This window comes from Acidovorax temperans (genome assembly GCF_006716905.1).
In the GTDB taxonomy this organism is placed as follows: Bacteria; Pseudomonadota; Gammaproteobacteria; order Burkholderiales; family Burkholderiaceae_C; genus Acidovorax; species Acidovorax temperans.
The window spans coordinates 1,170,516-1,188,804 of sequence record NZ_VFPV01000001.1 but is presented as its reverse complement, the minus strand read 5'-3'; the positions used below and the strand labels follow the sequence as shown (position 1 = coordinate 1,188,804).

Annotated in this window: 17 protein-coding genes; all 17 read left to right on the top strand. The window is 62.8% G+C overall.

Annotated elements, in window-relative coordinates:
• Positions 1–49: 49 nt before the first annotated feature.
• The 17 genes from BDD18_RS05755 to hisG all read left to right on the top strand — a co-directional run bounded on the left by BDD18_RS05755 (position 50) and on the right by hisG (position 18,272).
• Complete coding sequence (locus tag BDD18_RS05755; RefSeq protein ID WP_142081861.1) at positions 50–748, top strand: transposase; 699 nt, start codon at positions 50–52, stop codon at positions 746–748.
• Positions 749–917: 169 nt separating this feature from the next.
• Positions 918–5,651: a glutamate synthase-related protein gene (locus BDD18_RS05750; RefSeq protein ID WP_142081860.1), complete on the top strand. Its 4,734-nt coding sequence runs from the start codon at positions 918–920 to the stop codon at positions 5,649–5,651.
• 50 nt (positions 5,652–5,701) lie between these two features.
• Complete coding sequence (locus BDD18_RS05745) at positions 5,702–7,180, top strand: glutamate synthase subunit beta (RefSeq protein WP_066698362.1); 1,479 nt, start codon at positions 5,702–5,704, stop codon at positions 7,178–7,180.
• A gap of 258 nt (positions 7,181–7,438) precedes the next feature.
• Positions 7,439–8,236 carry an amino acid ABC transporter substrate-binding protein gene (locus tag BDD18_RS05740; RefSeq protein WP_066783704.1) on the top strand — a complete coding sequence of 266 codons (798 nt, stop codon included), beginning with the start codon at positions 7,439–7,441 and terminating at the stop codon, positions 8,234–8,236.
• A 172-nt stretch (positions 8,237–8,408) separates the two neighbouring features.
• Entirely contained in the window at positions 8,409–9,062 is a 654-nt protein-coding gene (locus BDD18_RS05735; RefSeq protein ID WP_044397031.1) for an amino acid ABC transporter permease, read from the top strand.
• A complete protein-coding gene (locus tag BDD18_RS05730) occupies positions 9,043–9,846 on the top strand; it encodes an amino acid ABC transporter ATP-binding protein (protein ID WP_142081859.1) in 804 nt (267 codons plus the stop codon). The genes BDD18_RS05735 and BDD18_RS05730 overlap by 20 nt, the downstream gene beginning before the upstream one ends.
• Positions 9,847–10,080: 234 nt before the next feature.
• Positions 10,081–10,899, top strand: coding sequence for an ABC transporter ATP-binding protein (locus BDD18_RS05725; protein ID WP_066783692.1), 819 nt, complete (start codon positions 10,081–10,083; stop codon positions 10,897–10,899).
• Positions 10,896–11,678, top strand: coding sequence for a lipid asymmetry maintenance ABC transporter permease subunit MlaE (gene mlaE, locus BDD18_RS05720; RefSeq protein ID WP_044397034.1), 783 nt, complete (start codon positions 10,896–10,898; stop codon positions 11,676–11,678). The genes BDD18_RS05725 and mlaE overlap by 4 nt, the downstream gene beginning before the upstream one ends.
• 31 nt (positions 11,679–11,709) lie before the next feature.
• Positions 11,710–12,198: an outer membrane lipid asymmetry maintenance protein MlaD gene (mlaD, locus tag BDD18_RS05715; protein ID WP_066695061.1), complete on the top strand. Its 489-nt coding sequence runs from the start codon at positions 11,710–11,712 to the stop codon at positions 12,196–12,198.
• The gene (locus BDD18_RS05710; protein ID WP_082758742.1) at positions 12,195–12,992 is read left to right on the top strand and encodes an MlaA family lipoprotein; all 798 of its coding nucleotides are present in this window, start codon (positions 12,195–12,197) and stop codon (positions 12,990–12,992) included. The genes mlaD and BDD18_RS05710 overlap by 4 nt, the downstream gene beginning before the upstream one ends.
• 142 nt (positions 12,993–13,134) lie before the next feature.
• Entirely contained in the window at positions 13,135–13,776 is a 642-nt protein-coding gene (locus BDD18_RS05705; protein WP_066695062.1) for an MlaC/ttg2D family ABC transporter substrate-binding protein, read from the top strand.
• A gap of 35 nt (positions 13,777–13,811) precedes the next feature.
• Positions 13,812–14,108: an STAS domain-containing protein gene (locus tag BDD18_RS05700; RefSeq protein ID WP_044397037.1), complete on the top strand. Its 297-nt coding sequence runs from the start codon at positions 13,812–13,814 to the stop codon at positions 14,106–14,108.
• A 50-nt stretch (positions 14,109–14,158) separates the two neighbouring features.
• Positions 14,159–15,097 carry an ABC transporter ATP-binding protein gene (locus tag BDD18_RS05695; RefSeq protein WP_066695096.1) on the top strand — a complete coding sequence of 313 codons (939 nt, stop codon included), beginning with the start codon at positions 14,159–14,161 and terminating at the stop codon, positions 15,095–15,097.
• Positions 15,094–15,849: an ABC transporter permease gene (locus tag BDD18_RS05690; protein ID WP_066695064.1), complete on the top strand. Its 756-nt coding sequence runs from the start codon at positions 15,094–15,096 to the stop codon at positions 15,847–15,849. Before BDD18_RS05695 ends, BDD18_RS05690 begins: the two co-directional genes overlap by 4 nt.
• Before the next feature lies 1 nt (position 15,850).
• Entirely contained in the window at positions 15,851–16,093 is a 243-nt protein-coding gene (locus BDD18_RS05685) for a BolA family protein (protein WP_044397039.1), read from the top strand.
• Between the two features lie 85 nt (positions 16,094–16,178).
• Positions 16,179–17,450 (top strand): UDP-N-acetylglucosamine 1-carboxyvinyltransferase, encoded by a 1,272-nt coding sequence (gene murA / locus BDD18_RS05680; protein WP_142081858.1) that lies wholly within the window; start codon positions 16,179–16,181, stop codon positions 17,448–17,450.
• Positions 17,451–17,624: 174 nt separating this feature from the next.
• A complete protein-coding gene (gene hisG, locus BDD18_RS05675) occupies positions 17,625–18,272 on the top strand; it encodes an ATP phosphoribosyltransferase (RefSeq protein WP_420837308.1) in 648 nt (215 codons plus the stop codon).
• The last annotated feature ends 17 nt before the right edge of the window (positions 18,273–18,289 follow it).

Sequence of the window (18,289 nt, the reverse complement as noted above, 5' to 3'; positions counted from 1 at the left end):
GACGGGTTAGTATTGGGCTTTGTTTCTTCTTGCCCTCACTGCCCGCTCCATGGCCCGACTCCCTCGACTGACGCTGCCCCAGTATCCCCACCACGTCATTCAGCGTGGAAACAACCGCCAGGTTGTCTTCACGGATGCTGAAGACTTTGAAAAGTTTTTGGCGCTGCTGGCAGAGCATTCCGTCAAAAACCAGGTGCAGGTGCATGCCTACGTGGCCATGCCCAACCATTTTCATCTTTTGGTGACGCCTGCTTCGGAAGAGGGCTTGCCCAAGATGATGCAGTCGGTCGGCAGGGCCTACGCCCAATATTTCAACAAGCGGCATCAACGCACCGGCACGCTGTGGGAAGGGCGCTACCGTGCCACCGTGCTGGAAGCGCAGACGTACTTGTTGCCCTGCATGGCTTTCATTGACTCGAACCCCGTGCGTTCGGGCATGGTGGCCCAAGCGGCAGATTACCCGTGGTCCAGCGCTGCCCATTGGCTGGGCTTGCGGCATGACCGCATGTTGAGCCCGCACGCAGCCTACTGGGCTTTGGGCAACACCCCGTTTGCCCGCGAGGCAGCCTATGCCTCCATGCTCCAAGAGGGTCAATCACAGCAAGTGGAGCGCTTGCTGGCGGATGCTGCGCTGAGCGGCTGGGCACTCGGCAGTCCGGAGTTTGTGCAGGGCTTGCAGCAACAAACCCCTCGGCGCATCATCAAGTCCAAGCCTGGCAGGCCACGCAAGACTCCCGTCGAAAACTGAAGGCTTTCTATGCATGCCTTTTTTTGGTGCGTATTTAATATGTCCCCAATAAATGTAAGCACCAATCTGGTGATTTATTAATTAGTATCTGACCCTAATTAAATTTCTTGCAACTCATGTTGCATTGCACTAATCTCGGCATCCCTGCGAAAAATATGAGGAGTGCGCCATGACCACGGCCGCCGAGATTCAGCATCTGCAACAACACGGTTTGTATTCATCGGGTAACGAACACGACGCCTGCGGGCTCGGCTTTGTGGCCCACATCAAGGGTGTGAAGCGCCACGACATCGTGACGCAAGCGCTGAAGATCCTGGAGAACATTGACCACCGTGGCGCCGTGGGTGCCGACCCGCTGATGGGCGATGGCGCGGGCATCCTGATCCAGATTCCGGACGCTCTGTACCGCGAAGAAATGGCCAAGCAAGGCGTGACCTTGCCTGCGGCGGGCGAGTACGGTGTGGGCATGATCTTCCTGCCCAAAGAGCATGCTTCCCGCCTGGCTTGCGAGCAGGAGATGGAGCGCGCCATCAAGGCCGAAGGCCAGGTGCTGCTGGGCTGGCGCGATGTACCGGTGAATGTGGACATGCCCATGTCCCCCACCGTGCGCAAGAAGGAGCCCATCCTGCGCCAGGTCTTCATCGGCCGTGGCAACGACGTGATCGTGCAGGACGCGCTGGAGCGCAAGCTGTACGTGATCCGCAAGACGGCCAGCGCCAACATCCAGGCGCTCAAGCTCAAGCACAGCAAGGAATACTACGTTCCGTCCATGTCCAGCCGCACCGTGGTCTACAAGGGCCTGCTGCTGGCCGACCAGGTGGGCAAGTACTACCTTGACCTGCAGGATGAGCGCTGCGTTTCGGCCATCGGCCTGGTGCACCAACGCTTTTCCACCAACACCTTCCCAGAGTGGCCATTGGCCCACCCCTACCGCTATGTGGCGCACAACGGTGAAATCAACACCGTCAAGGGCAACTACAACTGGATGAAGGCCCGCGAAGGCGTGATGGCCTCGCCCGTGCTGGCGGCCGACCTGCAAAAGCTCTACCCCATCAGCTTTGCCGACCAGTCCGACACCGCCACGTTCGACAACTGCCTGGAATTGCTGACGATGGCGGGCTACCCCATTAGCCAGGCCGTGATGATGATGATCCCCGAGCCCTGGGAGCAGCACACCACCATGGATGAGCGCCGTCGCGCCTTCTATGAATACCACGCCGCCATGCTCGAGCCTTGGGACGGCCCTGCCTCCATCGTGTTCACCGATGGTCGCCAGATCGGCGCCACGCTGGACCGCAACGGCCTGCGCCCCTCGCGCTATTGCATCACCGACGACGATCTGGTCATCATGGGCTCGGAGTCTGGCGTGTTGCCCATCCCCGAGAACAAGATCGTGCGCAAGTGGCGCCTGCAGCCTGGCAAGATGTTCCTGATCGACCTGGAACAAGGCCGCATGATCGATGACGATGAGCTCAAGGCTAACATCGTCAACACCAAGCCCTACAAGCAGTGGATCGAGAACCTGCGCATCAAGCTCGACAGCATTGAAACCGGTGCTGATGCTGTGGCCCCACAAACTGCTGACCTGCCCCTGCTGGACCGCCAGCAAGCCTTTGGCTACACGCAGGAAGACATCAAGTTCCTGATGGCCCCCATGGCCAAAAATGGCGAAGAAGGCATTGGCTCCATGGGCAACGACAGCCCGCTGGCCGTACTCTCGGGCAAGAACAAGCCGCTGTACAACTACTTCAAGCAGCTGTTTGCGCAGGTGACCAACCCGCCGATCGACCCGATCCGCGAAGCGATCGTGATGTCGCTCAACAGCTTCATCGGCCCCAAGCCCAACCTGCTGGACATCAACCAGGTCAACCCGCCCATGCGCCTCGAAGTCAGCCAGCCTGTGCTGAACTTCGCCGACATGGCCAAGCTGCGCGACATTGAACGCCACACCAACGGCAAGTTCAAGAGCGTGACCATCGACATCACCTACCCCCTGAGCTGGGGCCGTGAAGGCGTGGAAGCCAAGCTGGCCTCGCTGTGCGCGCAGGCTGTGGACGCCATCAAGGGCGGTGCCAACATCCTCATCATCAGCGACCGCGCCGTGAGCGCCACGCAGGTGGCCATCCCCGCGCTGCTGGCGTTGTCGGCCATCCACCAGCACCTGGTGGTTGCAGGCCTGCGCACCACTGCCGGTCTGGTGGTTGAGACCGGTACGGCCCGCGAAGTGCACCACTTCGCCGTGCTGGCAGGCTACGGCGCCGAGGCCGTGCACCCCTACCTGGCCATGGAAACCCTGGCCGACATGCACAAGGACCTGGGCGGCGACCTGTCTGCCGACAAGGCCATCTACAACTACGTCAAGGCCATCGGCAAGGGTCTGTCCAAGATCATGTCCAAGATGGGCGTGAGCACGTACATGAGCTACTGCGGGGCGCAGTTGTTCGAGGCCATCGGTCTGAACACGGAAACCGTCAGCAAGTACTTCACCGGCACCGCCAGCCGCGTGGAAGGCATTGGCGTGTTCGAAATCGCCGAAGAAGCCATTCGCATGCACAAGGCCGCGTTTGGTGACGACCCTGTGCTCGAAACCATGCTGGACGCGGGTGGTGAATACGCCTGGCGCGCCCGTGGCGAAGACCACATGTGGACGCCGGACGCGATTGCCAAGTTGCAGCACAGCACGCGTGCCAACAACTGGAACACGTACAAGGAATACGCCCAGATCATCAACGACCAGAGCAAGCGCCACATGACGCTGCGCGGCCTGTTCGAGTTCAAGATCGATCCGTCCAAGGCCATCTCGATTGATGAAGTCGAGCCTGCCAAGGAAATCGTCAAGCGCTTTGCCACTGGTGCCATGTCGCTGGGTTCGATCTCGACCGAAGCCCACGCCACTCTGGCCGTGGCCATGAACCGCATCGGCGGCAAGAGCAACACGGGTGAGGGCGGTGAGGACGAGCGCCGCTATCGAAACGAGCTCAAGGGCATTCCAATCAAGAAGGGCGACACGCTCAAGAGCGTGATTGGCGCCGAGAACGTGGAAGTCGATCTGCCGTTGCTGGACGGCGATTCGCTGCGCAGCCGCATCAAGCAGGTGGCGTCGGGCCGCTTTGGTGTGACGGCGGAATACCTCTCGTCAGCCGACCAGATCCAGATCAAGATGGCCCAGGGCGCCAAGCCCGGTGAAGGCGGTCAGCTGCCCGGCGGCAAGGTCTCGACCTACATCGGCAAGCTGCGCCACAGCGTGCCCGGTGTGGGCCTGATCTCGCCCCCGCCGCACCACGACATCTATTCCATCGAAGATTTGGCCCAGCTGATCCACGACCTGAAGAACGTGGCACCGCACGCCGGCATCAGCGTCAAGCTGGTGTCCGAAGTGGGCGTGGGCACCATTGCAGCCGGCGTGGCCAAGTGCAAGGCCGACCATGTGGTGATCGCCGGTCACGACGGCGGCACGGGCGCATCGCCCTGGTCGTCGATCAAGCATGCCGGTTCGCCCTGGGAAATCGGCCTGGCCGAAACCCAGCAGACCCTGGTGCTCAACCGCCTGCGCGGCCGCATCCGCGTGCAGGCCGACGGCCAGATGAAGACCGGTCGTGACGTCGTCATCGGCGCGCTGCTGGGCGCGGATGAATTCGGCTTTGCCACCGCTCCGCTGGTGGTGGAAGGCTGCATCATGATGCGCAAGTGCCACCTCAACACCTGCCCCGTGGGCGTGGCCACGCAAGACCCCGAGCTGCGCAAGAAGTTCTCGGGCAAGCCTGAGCACGTGGTGAACTACTTCTTCTTCATCGCTGAAGAAGTGCGCCAGATCATGGCCCAGCTCGGCATCCGCAAGTTCGACGACATGATCGGTCGCACCGACCTGCTCGACATGCGCAACGGTATCGAGCACTGGAAGGCACGTGGCCTGGACTTCAGCCGCCTGTTCGCCCAGCCCAACGTGCCTGCCGATGTGCCGCGCTTCCATGTGGACGTGCAAGACCACAACATCGAGCACACGCTGGACCGCAAGCTCATCGAGCGCAGCCAGCCCGCCATTCAAAAGGGCGAGCGCGTGCAGTTCATCGAAGTGGCGCGCAACGTGAACCGCTCGGTCGGCGCGATGCTCTCGGGCGCGGTGACCCGCGTGCACCCTGAAGGCCTGCCGGACGACACCATCCGCATTCAGCTGGAAGGCACGGGCGGCCAGTCGTTCGGTGCATTCCTCACACGCGGCATCACGCTGTATTTGATTGGCGATGCCAACGACTACACAGGCAAGGGCCTGTCGGGCGGCCGCGTCATCGTGCGCCCCAGCATCGACTTCCGTGGCGACGCAGTGCGCAACACCATCGTGGGCAACACGGTGATGTACGGTGCCACCACGGGTGAGGCGTTCTTCAGCGGCGTGGCGGGCGAGCGTTTTGCCGTGCGTCTGTCGGGTGCCACGGCGGTGGTCGAAGGCACGGGCGACCACGGTTGCGAATACATGACCGGCGGCACCGTGGTGGTGCTGGGCAAGACGGGCCGCAACTTTGCGGCGGGCATGAGCGGCGGCGTGGCGTATGTGTACGACGAAGACGGTTTGTTCGAGTCGCGCTGCAACATGTCGATGGTCGCGCTGGAACGCATCCTGCCCTCTGCTGAGCAAGAAGCCACCGTGCCCCGCTCGATCTGGCACAACGGCCAGACCGATGAAGCCCAGCTCAAGAAGCTGCTGGAAGACCACAACCGCTGGACGGGCAGCAAGCGCGCCCGCGAGTTGCTGGACAACTGGGCTGCTTCGCGCGCCAAATTCGTCAAGGTGTTCCCCACCGAGTACAAGCGCGCGCTGGCTGAGATTTATGAACGGAAAGTGCTGGAGGAGTCCGCTACACCAGCGGTAGCTGCTACTAAAAAAGAAGCAGTACCCGCCAAATAAGGTGACCCCGCAGACCTTCGCACCACATTCATAGACAAGGACACTCCGTCATGGGAAAAACTACTGGCTTCATGGAATACGAGCGCATCGAAGAGGGCTACAAGCCCGTGCCCGAGCGCCTGAAGCACTACAAGGAATTCGTCATTGGCCTCGATGAGAGCCAGGCCAAGGTGCAAGCCGCGCGCTGCATGGACTGCGGCACGCCGTTCTGCAGCAACGGCTGTCCGGTCAACAACATCATTCCGGACTTCAACGATCTGGTGTATCACGCCGACTGGAAGAGCGCGATCGAGGTGCTGCACAGCACCAACAACTTCCCCGAGTTCACCGGCCGCATCTGCCCTGCACCCTGCGAGGCAGCATGCGTGCTCAACGTGAACGACGACGCGGTGGGCATCAAGTCCATCGAACACGCGATCATCGATCGCGCCTGGGCTGAAGGCTGGGTGCAGCCGCGGCCGCCCAAGCACAAGACGGGCAAGAAGGTGGCCGTGGTGGGTGCAGGCCCTGCGGGCATGGCGGCGGCTCAGCAACTGGCCCGCGCGGGCCACGATGTGACGGTGTTTGAAAAGAACGACCGCGTGGGCGGCCTGCTGCGCTACGGCATTCCTGACTTCAAGATGGAAAAGTCGCACATCGACCGCCGTGTGGAGCAGATGAAGGCCGAGGGGGTGGTCTTCCGCACCGGTGTGGTGGTGGGCGCCGCCAAGGACCCGCTGGGCAAGGGCTCCAAGGTCACCAATCTGGCCAAGGAAACCGTCACGCCAGAAGAGCTGCAAAAAGAGTTTGACGCCGTGCTGCTGACCGGTGGCGCCGAGCAATCGCGCGACCTGCCCGTGCCCGGCCGCGACCTCGATGGCATCCACTTCGCGATGGAGTTCCTGCCCCAGCAAAACCGCGTGAACGCGGGCGACAAGGTCAAGGGCCAGCTGCGAGCCGATGGCAAGCACGTCGTTGTGATCGGCGGCGGTGACACCGGCTCTGACTGCGTGGGCACCAGCAACCGCCATGGCGCGGCCAGCGTGACCCAGTTCGAGTTGATGCCCATGCCCCCCGAGCAGGAGAACAAGCCTTTGGTCTGGCCCTACTGGCCCTACAAGCTGCGCACCTCTTCTAGCCACGAAGAGGGTTGCGAGCGTGAATTTGCCATCTCCACCAAGGAGTTCATGGGCGACAAGGGCAAGGTCACCGGCCTCAAGACCGTGCAGGTCGAATTCAAGGACGGCAAGTTCGTTGAAGTGCCTGGCACCGAAAAGGTCTTCAAGGCCGACCTGGTGCTGCTGGCCATGGGCTTTGTGAGCCCGGTGGCGACGGTGCTCGACGCCTTTGGCGTGGAGAAGGACGCTCGCGGCAATGCCCGCGCCACGACGGACTTTGACGGCGGCTACGCCACCAACGTGCCCAAGGTGTTCGCTGCGGGCGACATCCGCCGCGGCCAGTCGCTCGTGGTGTGGGCCATTCGCGAAGGCCGCCAGGCTGCCCGCTCGGTGGACGAGTTCCTGATGGGTTACTCCGACCTGCCACGCTGAGCGAAGGCGCTGCGGCGCCGCTCACCGTGCCAAGCGCCCTGCGGGGCGCTTTTTCATTGCTCCTGTTTTGATAGCTGGTTGCGCTTATTGAATGGGCGCTGGAGGCTGTTTTGGCATGAAGTGCTAGGGCGCCGCTCAGGTGTGCAGGTGCCCGGCTGGACGTCATAAGAACAGGTTCTAAGGGACAATCATGGGTTCTGCGCCACGGCCGCGATTGCGTGCCGTGTTTTATTTTTGTGTTTTGAGAGTCGATTTGCCATGAAGAAGACCGCTGCCGCTGCCCTCGTTTTGCTGGGCGCCTTGCTTGCTGGGTGCAGCAAGACCGAAACCCCCGCGCCTGCAGCCGCCACGCCCGCGCCAGCCGCGGTGACCAAGATCGTTGTGGGCCTGGACGACAACTTCCCGCCCATGGGTTTCCGTGACGAGAAGAACGAGCTGGTGGGTTTTGACATCGACATGGCCAAGGAAGCCGCCAAGCGCCTGGGCCTGGAAGTGAGCTTCAAGCCCATCGACTGGAGCGCCAAGGAAGCCGAACTGTCGGGCAAGCGCGTGGACGCGCTGTGGAACGGCCTGACCATCACCGAAGAGCGCAAGCAGAACATTGCCTTCACTGCGCCTTACATGGAAAACCACCAGATCATCGTGGTGGCAGCCAGCTCCGCCATCAAGACCAAGGCCGACTTGGCCGGCAAGACCGTGGGCGCCCAGGAAGGCAGCAGCGCCGTGGACGCCGTGAAGAAGGAAGACGCCGTCTTCAAGAGCTTCAAGGACTTCAAGACCTTTGGCGACAACGTGACCGCGCTGATGGACCTGTCCACCGGCCGCCTGGATGCCGTGGTGGTGGACGAAGTGGTGGGCCGTTACTACGTGGCCAAGAAGCCCCAGGACTACGTGGTTCTGGAAGCCCACTTCGGCACGGAAGACTACGGCGTGGGCGTGCGCAAGGACGACACCGAGCTGCAGGGCAAGCTCGACAAGGCTCTGGCCGACATGAAGGCCGATGGCGCCGCTGCCAAGATTGCCGAACAGTGGTTCGGTAAGAACATCATCAAATAAGGGACAACCCCCTGAGGCGCTGCGCGCCTTCCCCCTTCTCTGGCATCGCTACGCGATGCGGAAGGGGGACACCGCCAGCGCGGCGGGGCGGCCCTTGCGCGGCGGTCGCTGACTTAGGTCGCGCCAGTGGTAACGGCCAAGAGCAAAAAACACACGGAACTGTCGCGACAGCATGGATTACGTTCTCTCACTTCTGGGGCCGCTGGCGCAAGGCGCTACCGTCACCCTGAAGCTTTTTGTCATCACCCTGCTGCTGGCGGTGCCGCTGGGGCTGGTGTTGGCGTTGGCGCGCGTGTCGCGCTGGAAGGCCTTGTCGGCCTTCGTCAATGGCTACATCTGGCTCATGCGGGGCACGCCGCTCATGCTGCAGATGTTGTTCATCTACTTTGCGCTGCCATTCGTGCCGGTGATCGGTGTGCGGCTGCCAGATTTTCCTGCTGCCGTGGTCGCCTTCGCGCTGAACTACGCGGCGTACTTTGCTGAAATCTTCCGCGCGGGCATCCAGTCCATTGACCGGGGCCAATACGAAGGCGCCAAGGTGCTGGGCATGAGCTATGGCCAGACCATGCGCCGCATCGTGTTGCCGCAAATGGTGCGCCGCATCCTGCCGCCCATGAGCAACGAGACCATCACCTTGGTCAAAGACACCTCGCTCATCTACGTGTTGGCCCTCAACGACTTGCTGCGTGCAGCGCGCGGCATCGTGCAGCGTGACTTCACCACCACGCCCTTCATCGTGGCGGCGGCTTTCTATCTTGTGATGACCCTGGTGCTCACCTGGGGCTTTCAGCGTCTGGAGAAACGTTATGCCAAGCACGACGAATGAGCGCGCATGCGCCGCTGCCGCCAGCCAGCCCATGATCGAGGCGCGGGGCATCCACAAAACCTTTGGGCGTGTGCCCGTGCTGCGCAATGTCTCGCTCACGGTGGGGCAGGGCGAAGTGGTGGCGCTGATCGGGCCTTCGGGCTCGGGCAAGAGCACCTTCCTGCGCTGCCTGAACCACCTGGAAACCATCGACCGCGGCTTCATCGCCATCGAAGGCGAGGCCCTGGCGCAGACGGATGCCGCGGGCAACTGCACGTATGTCAGCGAGGCCGAAGTGCGCCGCATCTGCCGCAAGACCGGTATGGTGTTCCAGCACTTCAACCTGTTCCCTCACCTCACGGTGCTGGAGAACCTCATCGAAGCGCCCATGGTGGTGCGCGGCATGGCCCGTGACGAAGCCATCGCCCGCGCTGAAGCGCTGCTGGACAAAGTGGGCCTGCGTGCCAAGCGTGACAACTACCCCGCGCGCCTGTCGGGTGGGCAAAAACAGCGTGTGGCCATCGCCCGGGCACTGGCCATGGAGCCCGACATCATGCTGTTCGACGAGCCCACCTCGGCGCTCGACCCCGAACTGACGGGCGAGGTGCTGCGCACCATGCGCGCCCTGGCCCAGGAGCGCATGACCATGCTGGTGGTGACGCACGAAATGGGCTTTGCGCGCGAGGTGGCGCACACCGTGGCCTTCATGGACCAGGGCGAGCTGCTGGAAACGCGGCCTGCTGCCGAGTTTTTTGGTAGCCCGGGCCACGAGCGCAGCCGGGCTTTTTTGAACCATATGCTGTAGCAGGCCTCTGATGTGACGCGCGTGGGTTGCCCCGACCCTCCGGATGGGAGTGCTGTTACTCACTAGTGCGCAGCCTCCGACATTGCGAACACAGCATTCACGTTTCAGAAACAAACAAACGTGAATGTATGTATAGATGCATGGATTACCATAGCGCCTTCTGCGGTGAATGCTGCGCCGCGACAATCGGGGTTTGCCCGTTCCTTTTCGTTTGCTTTGTCCCTGCACTTTTGAATGCCAGACACTTCCGCCCTCGTTGACTTGCGCAATGTCACCTTCTCCTATGGGGAGCGGGTGATCCTGCGCGACGTGTCGCTGCAAGTGCCACGCGGCAAGGTCACGGCGCTCATGGGCGCCTCGGGCGGGGGCAAAACCACGGTCTTGCGGTTGATTGGCGGGCAGCAACGCGCACAAAACGGCCAGGTTCTTTTTGATGGGCAGGACGTGGGCCAGCTTGATACGGCTGGCCTGTTCGCAGCGCGCCGTCGCATGGGCATGCTGTTCCAGTTCGGAGCGTTGTTCACCGACCTGAGCGTGTTTGAGAACGTGGCCTTTCCGCTGCGCGAGCACACGGACTTGTCTGAAGCCCTGATCCGCGATGTGGTGCTGATGAAGCTGAACGCCGTGGGCTTGCGCGGGGCGCGGGATTTGCTGCCCAGCCAGATATCCGGCGGCATGGCCCGGCGTGTGGCCCTGGCCCGGGCCATTGCGCTCGACCCCGAACTCATCATGTACGACGAGCCCTTTGCGGGCCTGGACCCGATCTCGCTAGGCACCACGGCTCAGCTCATCCGCCAGCTCAACGATGCCATGGGCCTGACCAGCGTGCTGGTGTCGCACGACCTCACGGCGACCTTCCATCTGGCGGACCACGTCATCGTTCTGGGGCCGGGTGTGGTGGCGGCGCAGGGCACCCCTGCGGAGGTGATGGCCAGCACCGACCCGCTGGTGCACCAGTTCGTGAATGCGCTGCCGGTGGGGCCCGTGCCCTTCCACTACCCAGGGCCTGATGCCGCCCAGGACTTTGGCCCTACCGCAGGGGCACGGCCATGAACTGGTTCCATCCCGCCAACCTCGGTTTTGCCGTGCGGTCGAAACTGGCCGACATTGGCCGTGGCGCCCGGCTGTTTGCTCGCCTGATGCAGTTGGTGGGCGCGGCGTTTGCGCGGCCAGGGCTGGTGCGCGATCAGGTGCACTTTCTGGGCAACTACTCCCTGGCCATCATTGCGGTGTCGGGGCTCTTTGTCGGTTTTGTGCTGGGCCTGCAGGGGTATTACACGCTGCAGCGCTACGGATCTTCGGAAGCGCTGGGCCTTTTGGTGGCGCTGTCGCTGGTGCGCGAGCTGGGCCCGGTGGTCACGGCTTTGTTGTTCGCGGGGCGTGCAGGTACTTCGCTGACGGCCGAGATCGGCCTCATGCGTGCGGGTGAGCAGCTCAGCGCCATGGAAATGATGGCCGTGGATCCGGTGCGCCGCATCCTCGCCCCCCGGTTTTGGGCCGGTGTCATCACCATGCCCTTGCTGGCTGCCGTGTTCAGCGCCGTGGGCGTGATTGGCGGCTGGGTGGTGGGCGTGCTGATGATCGGCATCGACCCCGGCGCCTTCTGGAGCCAGATGCAGGGCGGGGTGGATGTGTGGAAAGACGTGGGCAATGGCGTGCTCAAAAGCCTGGTGTTTGGCTTCACCGTGACGTTCATTGCGCTTTTGCAGGGTTTTGAGGCCCGCCCTACGCCCGAGGGGGTTTCCCGTGCCACCACGCGCACGGTGGTCATTGCCTCGTTGGCCGTGCTGGCGTTGGACTTCGTCCTCACGGCCTTGATGTTCAGTATTTGATGCCGGCTCGCCCGGTGGTGGAAGGATCAGCGTGCAACGCTCCAAAAATGATGTGTGGGTCGGGTTGTTTGTGATGCTGGGTGCAGTGGCGCTGGTGTTCCTGGCGCTGCAGTCGGCCAACCTGCTCAGTTTCAATTTTCAAAAGGGTTACCTCATCAGTGCGCGGTTTGACAACATCGGTGGCCTCAAGCCCCAGGCAGCAGTGCGCAGCGCGGGTGTGGTGGTCGGGCGTGTGGAATCCATCACGTTTGATGACAAGACCTTTCAGGCGCGTGTGACCTTGTCCATGGATGATCGCTACGCTTTCCCCAAAGACAGCTCGCTGAAGATTTTGACCAGCGGTTTGCTGGGTGAGCAGTACATCAGCATTGAAGCGGGCGCCGACGAGAAAAACCTGGTGGCCGGGGATACGGTCACGGCCACGCAGTCGGCCGTAGTGCTGGAAAACCTGATCGGCCAGTTCCTCTATAACAAGGCCGAAGACGGCGGCAAATCCGCAGGGACGGACACCAACAAATGAAAACATCGACAGTCAATGACGCCCCCGCAGTGAAGGCGGCCCAACCCCGACTCGCGGCCTGGGCCCGCCGGGGCTTGCCCGTATTGGCCGCGCTGGCACTGGTGGGCTGCGCCAGTGGCCCGCGTTCCAACCCGGACGACCCGTTCGAGTCCTACAACCGCAGCATGACGCGCTTCAACGATGATGTGGATGCGGCCATTCTGAAACCCGTGGCCACGGCGTATGTGGAGGTGACGCCAACGCCGGTGCGTACGGGCGTGAGCAACTTCTTCGGCAACCTGTCCGATGTGTGGTCGTTTGTGAACAACCTGCTGCAGTTGCGTGCCGAGGGCACGGCCAACAGCTTCATGCGGGTGAATGTGAACACCATCTTTGGCCTGGGCGGCTTGCTGGATGTGGCCAGCGAGTTGGGCATTGAGCGGTCCCGCCAGGACTTCGGCCTCACGCTGGGGCGCTGGGGCGTGGACACCGGTCCGTATGTGGTGCTGCCCCTGCTGGGGCCCTCCACGCTGCGCGATGCTGTGGCACTGCCGCTGGATGTGAATGGCAACCTGTTGCGGCAGGTGCGTCCGGTGTCTGACCGCAATTCGCTGTACGCCCTGCGCATGGTGGACACGCGCGCGAACTTGTTGCGCGCCGGGTCTGTGATCGACAATGCCGCGCTCGACAAATATTCCTTCACCCGCGACGTTTACATGCAGTTGCGTAAAGGCCAGTCGAGCGAGCCGCTGTTCAAGGACGATGCAGATCGCGGCGCCAACGACGGCGTGCTGCCGCCCGAGCCCGACCGCTAAGACCCGATAAGCCCGTGATGCTGCGTGGATTGCGCGCGGCGTTGCATATGCTTGCACCTTGGTACACAGCAGAAGCCTGTGTGCTGAGAGCCCAGAACAAAATGCCATCAAGGCTGCCCGTGGTGCAGCTGGAGCCAAAAGAATGATGAATCGACGTGAATTGGGGCGTGCTGCCCTTGCTGCTGGAACCGTTTATGCGCTGGGGCTGCCACTGGCGGCGCTGGCGGCCGATGAGACGCCGGATGCGCTGATCAAGCGCCTTTCGGAGGACGTGCTCAACACCGTGCGCGCTGACAAGGCCATCCAGGCGGGTGATATCGACAAGGTGATCGCGCTGGTGGACAAGACCGTGATGCCCAACGTGAACTTTCGCCGCATGACTGCTGCTGCGGTGGGCCCCGGCTGGCGCCAGGCCACGCCAGAACAGCAAAAGCGCTTGCAGGACGAGTTCAAGGTTTTGCTCGTGCGCACTTACGCAGGCGCCTTGGCGCAGGTGAGCGACCAGACGGTGCGCATCAAACCCATGCGGGCGGCCGCAGACGACAAGGATGTGCTGGTGCGCACCGAAATCGTGGGCAAGGGGGACCCCATTCAGCTCGACTACCGCCTGGAAAAGACGCCGGGCGAGGGCGCGGGCTGGAAGATTTACAACCTCAATGTGCTGGGCGTTTGGCTGGTAGAAACCTACCGCAGCCAGTTCGCGCAGGAAATCAACGCCAAGGGCATTGATGGCCTGATCGACACGCTGGTAGCCCGCAACAAGTCGAACGCCGGCAAAGGCTGACCGTTGGCGCGCAACTTCTCTTCATTCCCCAAGCCATGACGACCTCTGCCGCCGCCGCACTGCGTTTGCCCTCCGAGCTGACCCACCGCCAGGCCACCGCCTGTTTGGCGCAGTTGCTGCAGTCGGTGGGTGGGGCTGCGCCGGGCAGCGCCCTGGTGGTAGACGCCGCCCCGCTGCGCGTGTTTGACACCTCGGCCCTGGCCGTGCTGCTGGAGTTTCGGCGCGAAGCGCTGGCCGCCGGGCTGCGCTTTGCCGTGCAGGGCCTGCCACAGGCGCTGCAGGGCATGGCGGGGCTGTATGGGGTGGATGGCCTGCTCAACGATGCGGCCTGATGGGGGCAGACGAGCACAGACCGCCCCCAGCCCGTAAAATCGGGGGCTTCATGCCCGCAGTCTCATTCCAAGCCATCTCCAAGACCTTTGCAACGCCCAAAGGCCCTTTCCAGGCGCTGAACCAAGTCAGCCTGGACATTGAACAGGGCGAGTTTTTTGGGCTCCTCGGGCCCAATGGCGCCGGCAAAACCACCCTCATCAGCATCCTGGCGGGCCTGGGCCGCGCCACCAGTGGCCGTGTGCTGGTGCAGGGCAGCGATGTGCAAGCCAACTATGCCGATGCCCGCCGCAAGCTGGGCATCGTGCCGCAGGAGCTGGTGTTCGACCCCTTTTTCAACGTGCGCGAGGCGCTGCGCTTTCAGTCCGGCTATTTCGGTGTGAAGAACAACGACGCCTGGATTGACGAGCTGCTCGAAAACCTGGGCCTGGCCGACAAGGCCAACGCCAACATGCGCCAGCTCTCGGGCGGCATGAAGCGCCGCGTGCTGGTCGCCCAGGCGCTGGTGCACAAGCCGCCCATCATCGTGCTGGACGAGCCCACCGCCGGTGTGGACGTAGAGCTGCGCCAGACGCTGTGGCACTTCATCGCCCGCCTGAACAAGGAAGGGCACACGGTGCTGCTCACCACCCATTACCTGGAAGAGGCCGAGGCGCTGTGCGGCCGCATCGCCATGCTCAAGGCGGGGCAGGTGGTGGCGCTCAATCGCACGTCCGAGCTGCTCAAGGCCGCTTCTGGCAGCGTGCTGCAGTTCAAGACCGACGCGGTTCTGCCTGCTGCGCTGGCATCCATCGCGCGGGTCACGGGGCGCATCGTCCAGTTGCCTGCGCAGGACGCGGCGGAAATTGAAAACCACCTGGCTACGCTGCGCGTCGCTGGCGTGGATGTGCAGGACATGGAGATCCGCCGGCCCGACCTGGAGGATGTGTTCTTGCAAGTGATGTCGGGTACCTCGGCTTCCAACATTCCTTTGTCCGAGGTGGCGCTATGACGGGTTGGCAGACGCTTTTTTATAAAGAAGTGCTGCGTTTCTGGAAAGTCAGCTTCCAGACCGTGGCCGCGCCGGTGCTCACCGCCGTGCTGTACCTGCTGATCTTCGGCCATGTGCTCGAAGACCATGTGAAGGTGTACGACCGCATCAGCTACACCGCGTTTCTGGTGCCAGGCCTTGTGATGATGAGCGTGCTGCAAAACGCGTTTGCCAACAGCTCGTCCAGCATCATCCAGAGCAAGATCATGGGCAGCCTGGTGTTTGTGCTGCTCACGCCGCTGTCGCACTGGGCGTGGTTCGTGGCCTATGTGGGCTCGTCGGTGGTGCGCGGCCTGGTGGTGGGGCTCGGTGTGTTCATCGTTACCCTGGCGTTTGCACGGCCGGAGTTTGCGGCGCCGCTGTGGATCCTGCTGTTTGCCCTGCTGGGCGCCGCGCTGCTGGCCACGCTGGGCTTGATTGCGGGGCTGTGGGCCGACAAGTTCGACCAGATGGCCGCGTTCCAGAACTTCATCATCGTGCCCATGACCTTCCTGTCGGGCGTGTTCTACTCCATTCAGTCGCTGCCGCCGTTCTGGCAGACCGTGAGCCACCTCAACCCGTTTTTCTACATGATCGACGGCTTCCGCTACGGCTTCTTTGGTCAAAGCGATGTGTCGCCCTGGGTCAGCCTGGGCATCGTCGGCCTGGCCTGGCTTGCGGTAAGCGCACTGGCCGTGCACCTGCTGCGCACTGGCTACAAAATCAGAAACTGAAATGACTGCAGACCAACTCAAAGACATCATCAGCGCTGGCCTGGCCTGCGACCACATCACCCTGGAGGGCGACGGCCGCCACTGGTACGCCACCATCGTTTCGGCCGAGTTCGAGGGCCAGCGCACCCTGCAGCGCCAGCGCCGCGTGTACGCCACCCTGGGCAACCGCATGCAGACCGACGAAGTGCATGCATTGTCGATGAAGACTTTTACGCCCGCCGAGTGGGCCACCCAGCAGGCCTGATTCGGCTTGCTACTGTATTGATAGCTGCTGGCGCTTGACACGAAAGCGCTGGAGGCACTTTTGATTCATATTCTGGTTTTTTGAGATGGACAAACTCCTGATCCGCGGCGGCCGTACCTTGCAAGGCGAGGTGCTGGTGTCTGGTGCCAAAAATGCCGCCTTGCCGGAGTTGTGCGCCGCACTGCTCACGGCCGAGCCCGTGACCCTGCTCAACGTGCCCCAATTGCAGGACGTGAGCACCATGCTCAAGCTCATCCGCAACATGGGTGTGACGGCCGAGCGGGCTGACGACGGCACGGTGCGCATTGACGCCAGCGCTTTGAACTGGCCCGAGGCCCCTTACGAGCTGGTCAAGACCATGCGCGCCTCGGTGCTGGCGCTGGGCCCGCTGCTGGCGCGCTTTGGCGAGGCCACGGTGTCGCTGCCCGGTGGTTGCGCCATTGGTTCGCGCCCGGTGGACCAGCACATCAAGGGCATGGCCGCCATGGGCGCCGAGATCGTGGTCGAGCACGGCTACATGATCGCCAAGCTGCCCGCAGGCTGGACGCGGCTGAAGGGCGCCCGCATTACCACTGACATGGTCACTGTGACGGGCACCGAAAATTTCATGATGGCCGCTGCGCTGGCCGAGGGCGAGACGGTGCTGGAAAACGCCGCGCAAGAGCCCGAAATTTCGGACCTGGCCGAGATGCTGATCGCCATGGGCGCGAAGATCGAAGGCCACGGCACCAGCCGCATCCGCATCCAGGGCGTCGAAAAGCTGCACGGCTGCACCCACCGCGTGGTGGCTGACCGCATCGAAGCGGGTACCTTCCTGTGCGCCGTGGCCGCCACGGGTGGCGATGTGGTGCTGCGCCATGGCCGTGCCGACCACCTCGACGCTGTGATTGAAAAGCTGCGCGAAGCGGGCGCCACCGTGCAGGCGGTGGAAGGCGGCATCCGTGTGGAAAGCACTGGCGGCGCCACGCTCAAGGCCCAGGGCTTTCGCACCACCGAATACCCCGGTTTCCCTACCGACATGCAGGCGCAGTTCATGGCGCTCAACTGCATTGCCCAGGGCACGGCCACGGTGACCGAGACGATTTTTGAAAACCGCTTCATGCACGTCAATGAGCTGGTTCGCCTGGGCGCCAAAATCCAGGTGGACGGCAAGGTGGCGGTCATCGAAGGCGTGCCACGCCTGTCGGGCGCCACCGTGATGGCGACCGACCTGCGCGCCTCGGCCAGCCTGGTCATCGCGGGCTTGGTGGCTGATGGCGAAACCATGGTGGACCGCATCTACCACCTCGACCGTGGCTACGACTGCATGGAAGCCAAACTGCGCGGCATCGGTGCCGACATCGAGCGAGTGAGATGAATTGTCATCCCCCTGAGCGGCTTCGCCTCTTCCCCCTTCTCTCACGCTGCGCGTGGGAAGGGGGACGACGCCCGTGCGGCGGGGCGGCCCTTGCACGGCGTCCCCGGCATAGGGCGCGCACAAATCGCAGTGCAGTAGCAGGCAAGAAACAGTGGAGTAATTAAAAACATGACGATGATCACCCTGGCGCTTTCCAAGGGCCGCATCTTTGAAGAAACCCTGCCGCTGCTGGCTGCTGCGGGCATCGAGGTGCTGGAAGACCCCGAAAAGTCGCGCAAGCTCATCCTGCCCACCAACCAGCCTGACGTGCGCGTGGTGCTGGTGCGAGCGTCCGATGTGCCCACCTATGTGGAATACGGCGGCGCGGATTTGGGCGTGACGGGCAAGGACACCCTGATCGAGCATGGCAGCCAGGGCCTGTATCAGCCGCTGGACTTGCGCATCGCCAAGTGCCGCGTGAGCGTGGCTGTGCGCAAAGACTTTGACTATGAGCGCGCTGTCAAGCAAGGCTCGCGCCTGAAGGTGGCCACCAAGTACACCTCCATCGCCCGCGAATTCTTTGCGACCAAGGGCGTGCACGTGGACATGGTCAAGCTCTACGGCAGCATGGAGCTGGCCCCGCTCACCGGCCTGGCCGACGCCATCGTCGATCTGGTCTCCACCGGCAACACCCTCAAGGCCAACCATTTGGTGGAGGTGGAGCGCATCATGGACATCAGCTCGTTCCTGGTGGTCAACCAGGCGGCACTCAAGCTCAAGCGCGAACCGCTGCGCCGCATCATCAATGCCTTTGCCTCGGCCATTCCGGCAGAGCAAAACTGAAACCTGAACTGCAACGC